At 62.8% G+C, this 6,663-nt stretch carries 7 protein-coding genes; all 7 read left to right on the forward strand.

Annotated elements, in window-relative coordinates; translation table 11 throughout:
- The first annotated feature begins 1 nt into the window (after position 1).
- Entirely contained in the window at positions 2–1,114 is a 1,113-nt protein-coding gene (locus AC6CIG_RS26350; RefSeq protein ID WP_018097174.1) for a mandelate racemase/muconate lactonizing enzyme family protein, read from the forward strand.
- A gap of 12 nt (positions 1,115–1,126) precedes the next feature.
- Positions 1,127–1,456 (forward strand): L-rhamnose mutarotase, encoded by a 330-nt coding sequence (locus AC6CIG_RS26355; protein WP_102762310.1) that lies wholly within the window; start codon positions 1,127–1,129, stop codon positions 1,454–1,456.
- Positions 1,449–2,531 (forward strand): Gfo/Idh/MocA family protein, encoded by a 1,083-nt coding sequence (locus AC6CIG_RS26360; protein WP_102762311.1) that lies wholly within the window; start codon positions 1,449–1,451, stop codon positions 2,529–2,531. The genes AC6CIG_RS26355 and AC6CIG_RS26360 overlap by 8 nt, the downstream gene beginning before the upstream one ends.
- Before the next feature lies 1 nt (position 2,532).
- Positions 2,533–2,994: a MaoC/PaaZ C-terminal domain-containing protein gene (locus tag AC6CIG_RS26365; RefSeq protein ID WP_102762312.1), complete on the forward strand. Its 462-nt coding sequence runs from the start codon at positions 2,533–2,535 to the stop codon at positions 2,992–2,994.
- On the forward strand, positions 2,991–3,725 hold the full coding sequence (locus tag AC6CIG_RS26370) for an SDR family oxidoreductase (protein WP_003534628.1): 735 nt from the start codon (positions 2,991–2,993) through the stop codon (positions 3,723–3,725). Before AC6CIG_RS26365 ends, AC6CIG_RS26370 begins: the two co-directional genes overlap by 4 nt.
- Positions 3,726–3,748: 23 nt before the next feature.
- A complete protein-coding gene (locus AC6CIG_RS26375) occupies positions 3,749–4,594 on the forward strand; it encodes a fumarylacetoacetate hydrolase family protein (protein WP_018097170.1) in 846 nt (281 codons plus the stop codon).
- A gap of 120 nt (positions 4,595–4,714) precedes the next feature.
- Positions 4,715–5,992 (forward strand): L-fuconate dehydratase, encoded by a 1,278-nt coding sequence (locus AC6CIG_RS26380; RefSeq protein ID WP_498324094.1) that lies wholly within the window; start codon positions 4,715–4,717, stop codon positions 5,990–5,992.
- The last annotated feature ends 671 nt before the right edge of the window (positions 5,993–6,663 follow it).

Here is a 6,663-nt window from a genome sequence, read left to right on the forward strand (position 1 = left end):
CATGGCAAGGATCGAGAAAATAGAACTGCGGATGGTGGATCTTCCGCCGAAGGTCAAGCGGACCGACGCCATCCAGAGCTTCGTGAGCCAGGAAACGCCGATCGTCACGATCACGGATGCGGACGGTGCGACCGGCACCGGCTACAGCTACACGATCGGAACAGGCGGATCGTCCGTCATGCGGCTGCTCTCCGATCATCTGGTTCCGATCCTGCTCGGGGAAGACGCGGACTGCATCGAGGCGCTTTGGCACAAGATGGAGTTTGCGACGCATGCGACGACCATCGGCGCCATAACGGCTTTGGCGCTCGCCGCCGTCGATACGGCGCTATGGGACCTGCGGGCGAAGAAGCAGAAGCTGCCGCTCTGGAAACTGGCGGGCGGGGCGAAGGAAAGCTGCCCGCTTTACACCACCGAGGGCGGCTGGCTGCACATCGAAAAGCAGGCCCTCGTAGACGACGCGTTGCAGGCGAAGGCCAAGGGCTTCTCCGGATCGAAGGTCAAGATCGGCAAGCCGAGCGGGGCGGAGGATTACGACAGGCTCTCGGCCATGCGCGCAGCACTTGGCGACGGCTTCGAAATCATGACGGATTGCAATCAGGGCTTCACCGTCGACGAGGCGATCCGCCGCGCCGCCCGGCTCCGCGAACTCGATCTCGCCTGGATCGAGGAACCGCTGCCGGCCGACGATCTCGACGGCCACATCCGCCTGACGCGGTCGACGCCGACGCCGATCGCCGTCGGCGAGTCCGTCTATTCCATCCGCCATTTTCGCGAATATATGCAAAAGGGCGCCTGCTCGATCGTCCAGGTGGACGTGGCGCGGATCGGCGGCATCACCCCTTGGCTGAAAGTGGCTCACGCGGCGGAGGCCTTCGACATTCCCGTCTGCCCGCATTTCCTGATGGAACTGCATGTGAGCCTCGTTTGCGCGGTGCCCAACGGGAAATATGTGGAATACATTCCGCAGCTCGACGATCTGACGCAAAAGGGAATGGAGATCCGGGAGGGCAGGGCGATCGCGCCTTCCGATCCGGGCATCGGCATCGCCTGGGATTGGGAGGCTGTCCAGGCGCGCTCGGTCGCCGAGTTCACCCGCGAGTTCCGCCGGTAGAAGGGAACGGTCATGCAGAGAATGGGAATGGTGATCGGGCTCGAACCGCCGAAAGTGGCGGAATACAAACGGCTGCATGCGGCCGTCTGGCCGGAAATTCTCGCGCTGATCAGCGAGTGCAACATCACCAATTACTCGATCTTCCTGAAGGAGCCGGAAAACCTTCTCTTCGGCTACTGGGAATATGTCGGGGAGGACTTCGAAGCCGACATGGCGAAGATGGCGGCACATCCGAAAAACCAGGAATGGTGGTCGGTGTGCATGCCCTGTCAGAAGCCTCTCGAAGGCCGCCGGCAAGGCGAGTGGTGGGCTATGATGGAGGAAGTCTTCCACCATGACTGAGACGTTCGATCCCTCGTCGCTGCGGCAATGGTGGCCGAAGCCGGCTACGCCACGCCCCATCGTCATCTTCGGTGCGGGCAGCATCGTCGGCGACGCCCATCTTCCGGCCTACAGGAACGCAGGCTTCCCGGTGGCCGGCATCTTCGATCCGGATGCGGAGAAGGCGGCGGCGCTCGCGCGGCAATGGGATGTCAGGGCGTTTACGAGCGAAGGGGAGGCTCTTTCGGCGGAGAACGCGATCTTCGATCTCGCGACGCCGCCGGCCGCGCATGCCTCGATTCTCTCGAAACTGCCGAAGGGCTCCTTTGCGCTGATACAGAAGCCGATGGGCAGCGATCTTGCGGCGGCGACCGGAATTCTCGAAATCTGCCGTGAGCGGAACATCAGGGCGGCGGTGAACTTTCAGCTCCGCTTCGCGCCGATGATGCTCGCGCTCAAGGACGCGATCGCCAGGGGCTATCTCGGCGAGGTCGTCGATTTCGACGCCTGGCTGGCGCTTGCGACGCCCTGGGGGCTCTGGCCGTTCCTGAAGGGACTGCCGCGCATCGAGATCGCGATGCATTCCATCCACTACCTGGACCTCGTGCGCAGTCTCCTAGGCGATCCCCAGGGTGTTCACGCCAAGACCATCGGCCATCCGAACCACGAGGTGGCTCAAACCCGCACCGCCGCGATCCTCGATTATGGCGATGCCGTGCGCTGCGTGCTTTCCGTCAATCACGACCACGATTTCGGGCGGAGGTTCCAGGCCTGCGAATTCCGCATCTGCGGGACGAGGGGTGCCGCCTATGTCAAGCTCGGCGTCAATCTCGACTATCCGCGCGGTGAGCCGGACGAGCTGTGGATTCGTCCCTCGGGGGAGAGCGAATGGATTTCGGTGCCGCTTGAAGGTTCGTGGTTCCCCGACGCCTTCGCCAACCGGATGGCCAATCTGCAACGCCATGCCTGCGGCGAGGACGATGAACTCATCGGGTCGGTCGAGGACGCATGGCGGACGATGGCCCTGGTGGAGGCCGCCTATCAATCGAGCGCGCGCCCGGCAACGCCGATCGCAGCGCTTCCATCGGAAAAGTGAAATGAGCGAGCAGACGATCTACTACGAGGACTACGAACAGGGCCATGTGCGGCTGACGAGCGGACGCACGATCACGGAAACGGACTTCGTCGTCCATGCCGGGCATACGGGTGATTTCTTCCCGCACCACATGGATGCGGAGTTCGCCAAAACGCTGCCCGGCGGTCAGCGCATTGCCCACGGCACGATGATCTTCTCAATCGGAGTCGGGCTCACCGCCTCCTTGATCAACCCGGTCGCCTTCTCTTACGGTTACGACCGTCTGCGATTCGTCCGCCCTGTCCATATCGGCGATACGATCCGCACCCGCGTCACCATCGCCGCCAAGGAAGACGATCCGAAGCGACCGAGGGCCGGCCGGGTCATCGAGCGGTGCGAGGTCATCAACCAGCGCGGCGAGGTCGTTCTTGCCGCGGATCACATTCTGATCGTCGAACGCAAACTTGAGGGAACCATCCAATGACAGCGAACCTTGCCGGAAAGGTCGTCCTCGTCACAGCTGCGGCGCAGGGCATAGGACGCGCAACCGCACTTGCCTTCGCCAAGGCCGGCGCCAAGGTCCATGCGACCGATATCAATGCGGACGCCGTCGGCAGCCTCGAAGGCGAGGCGGGCATCAGCACCCACCGGCTGGACGTCCTCGACACCGCTGCGGTCGAAGCGCTGGTCGCAGAAATCGGGGCGGTGGACGTGCTCTTCAATTGCGCCGGTTTCGTGCATGCAGGCTCGGTGCTGACGATGAAGGACGAGGACCTCGATTTCGCCTTCGACCTCAACGTCAAGTCGATGATCCGCACCATCCGCGCGGTGCTGCCCGGCATGATCGCCCGCAAGGACGGGTCGATCGTCAATATGGCCTCGGTGGCCTCCAGCATCAAAGGCGTGCCGAACCGCTTCGCCTATGGGGTGACCAAGGCAGCCGTCATCGGACTGACGAAAGCCGTTGCGGCGGACTATGTGGGCGACGGCATTCGCTGCAATGCGATCTGCCCGGGAACGGTCGAAAGCCCGTCGCTCGAAAGCCGCATGCGGGCACAGGGAGACTACGAAACGGCGCGCGCGGCCTTTATCTCCCGCCAGCCGATGGGCCGCCTCGGCACGCCCGAAGAGATCGCCGACCTCGCCGTCTATCTCGCCGGCGCCACCTACACCTCCGGCCAGGCCTACGCCATCGACGGCGGCTGGACCATTTGAACGCTTCATCAGGGAAAAAGCACATGAAATTTCTTCGTTATGGCGAACCGGGCCAGGAAAAGCCGGGTCTTCTCGGTTCCGACGGCATCATCCGCGATATTTCCGGCCACGTTCCCGATCTCGCCGCAGGCGCGCTCGACCCCGGCAAGCTTGACGAACTCGCGAAGCTCGATGTCGCGGCGCTGCCTGCCGTGTCCGGCAATCCGAGGCTTGGTCCCTGCGTCGCAGGTACGGGCAAGTTCATCTGCATCGGCCTCAACTATTCCGATCATGCTGCCGAGACGGGCGCGACCGTGCCGCCGGAGCCGATCATCTTCATGAAGGCGACTTCCGCCATCGTCGGGCCGAACGACGATCTGATCCTGCCGCGGGGTTCGGAGAAGACCGACTGGGAAGTGGAACTCGGCATCGTCATCGGAAAGACGGCGAAATATGTGAGCGAAGCCGAGGCGCTCGACTACGTCGCCGGCTACTGCACGGTCCACGATGTCTCCGAACGCGCTTTCCAGACGGAACGGCACGGTCAGTGGACGAAGGGCAAGTCCTGCGACACTTTCGGGCCGACCGGACCGTGGCTCGTCACCAAGGACGAGGTGGCGGATCCGCAGGATCTCGCAATGTGGCTGAAGGTCAACGGCGAGACGATGCAGGACGGCTCGACCAAGACGATGGTCTACGGCGCCGCCTATCTCGTCTCTTATCTCTCGCAGTTCATGTCGCTGCGCCCCGGTGATATCATCTCGACGGGCACGCCGCCGGGCGTCGGCATGGGCATGAAGCCGCCGCGCTATCTGAAGGCCGGCGACATCGTCGAACTCGGCATAGAGGGCCTCGGCAGTCAGAAGCAGCGCGTTCGCGCCGACACCTGAGCTACTCGCATGTTTCCTTCGGTCAATTCGACTGAAGGACACGAACAGGCAGCATCAAAGTGCCGCAGTGTTCTCCGCGCGTCCGAAAAGGCGCGCGGCGCTGTAGGTATTGGAGCAAACATGACCCGCATTACCGACCTTCGCGTCTTCGACCTTCGCTTCCCGACCTCGGCGAGCCTCGACGGTTCGGACGCCATGAACCCGGATCCGGACTATTCGGCGGCTTACGTCATCCTCGACACGGATCGGCCGGGGCTGGCGGGTCACGGCCTCACCTTCACCATAGGGCGCGGCAACGACATATGCTGCATGGCGATCCAGGCCATGCGGCATCTCGTGGTGGGCCAGGACATCGGCGGCATTTTGAAACATCCCGGCCACTTCTGGCGTCACCTGACGAGCGACAGCCAGCTGCGCTGGATCGGCCCGGAAAAGGGCGCGATCCATCTTGCGACCGGGGCCATCGTCAACGCCGTCTGGGATCTCCTCGCAAAGGATGCCGGCAAACCGGTGTGGCGTCTCGTCGCCGACATGTCGGCGGAAGAGATCGCCGATATCGTCGATTACCGCTACTTGACGGATGTTCTCACCCGCGACGAGGCGGTCGAGATCCTGCGGCGGGCCGAGCCCGGCAAAGCCGAGCGGATCGCCAGGCTCGAAAAGGAGGGCTACCCCTGCTACACCACTTCTGCAGGCTGGCTCGGCTATGACGACGAAAAGCTCCGGCGGCTTGCGCAGGAGGCGGTCGACGCAGGTTTCGACCACATCAAGATGAAGGTCGGGCGTGACCTCGACGACGACATCCGCCGGCTGAGGATTGCCCGCGAAGTGATCGGCCCCGACCGGTACCTGATGATCGATGCGAACCAGGTCTGGGAAGTGGGCGAGGCAATCGAATGGGTGCAAAAGCTCGCCTTTGCCAAGCCCTTCTTCATAGAGGAGCCGACGAGCCCGGACGATGTCGCCGGACACCGCAAGATCCGCGAGGCGATCGGCCCGGTCAAGGTCGCGACCGGCGAGATGTGCCAGAACCGCATCATGTTCAAGCAGTTCATCGCCGAGGGCGCGATCGACATCGTGCAGATCGATTCCTGCCGCATGGGTGGCCTGAACGAGGTGTTGGCGGTGCTGCTGATCGCCGCCAAATACGGGCTCCCCGTCTGGCCGCACGCCGGCGGCGTCGGCCTCTGCGAATATGTGCAGCACCTTTCCATGATCGATTACGTTGCCGTTTCCGGCACGAAGGACGGTCGGGTGATCGAGTATGTCGACCACCTGCACGAACATTTCCTGGATCCGTGCGTGATCCGCAACGCCGCTTACATGCCGCCCGAGCGGCCCGGCTTCTCGATCGAAATGAAGCAGCAATCGATCGAGGACAACACGTTTGACGGCTGATGTGAGCGCTCCGTATTTGTCAGGCTCGCATGTGGATCTTCGGATCAAGCCCGGGCCAGGCACGAGGATGGCGACCGCGCCCGGGGATTGACGAAGGAGCCCGAGGTCACGACCGAAAGGGAGGCGAGAATTACTGCGACGCCACAGAAATTCTCGAAGTGTGCCACCCGCCGCCGCCTGTTCGATTTCCTCATTCCTGTGCTCGTCACAGGAATCCAGCCAGACCAAGTCCTTGGGCTGAAAGAACGCCTCCCGCGCCGCAGACGCGGCGCTGCTCTCATCCCTGTGACGAGCACAGGGAGGAGAGATTGCAGTCCTCCGATACCTTTCTGAGGCCTGTTGAGATTTCGGGCCACCCGCCGCCGCTTGTTTGATTTCCCTCATTCCTGTGCTTGTCACAGGAATCCAGCCAGCCCAAGTCCTTGGGCTGAAGAACGCCTCCCGCGCCGCAGACGCGGCGCTGCTCTCATCCCTGTAACGAGCACAGGGACGAGGTAAAAGGAGAGATTGCAGTCCTCCGATACGCCTCCTGCAGCGCCGCGCGTCTCATGAGACGCGCACGCTCGGTAGTCAATGAATTCAAGCGCATCGCCCTGCGTGCCGACAAAACCGACCAGAGCTTCGACGCCATTATCCATCTCGCAGCAGCCGTCATCTCAACAGGCCTTAGT

The organism is Sinorhizobium sp. GQ132 (genome assembly GCF_059758575.1).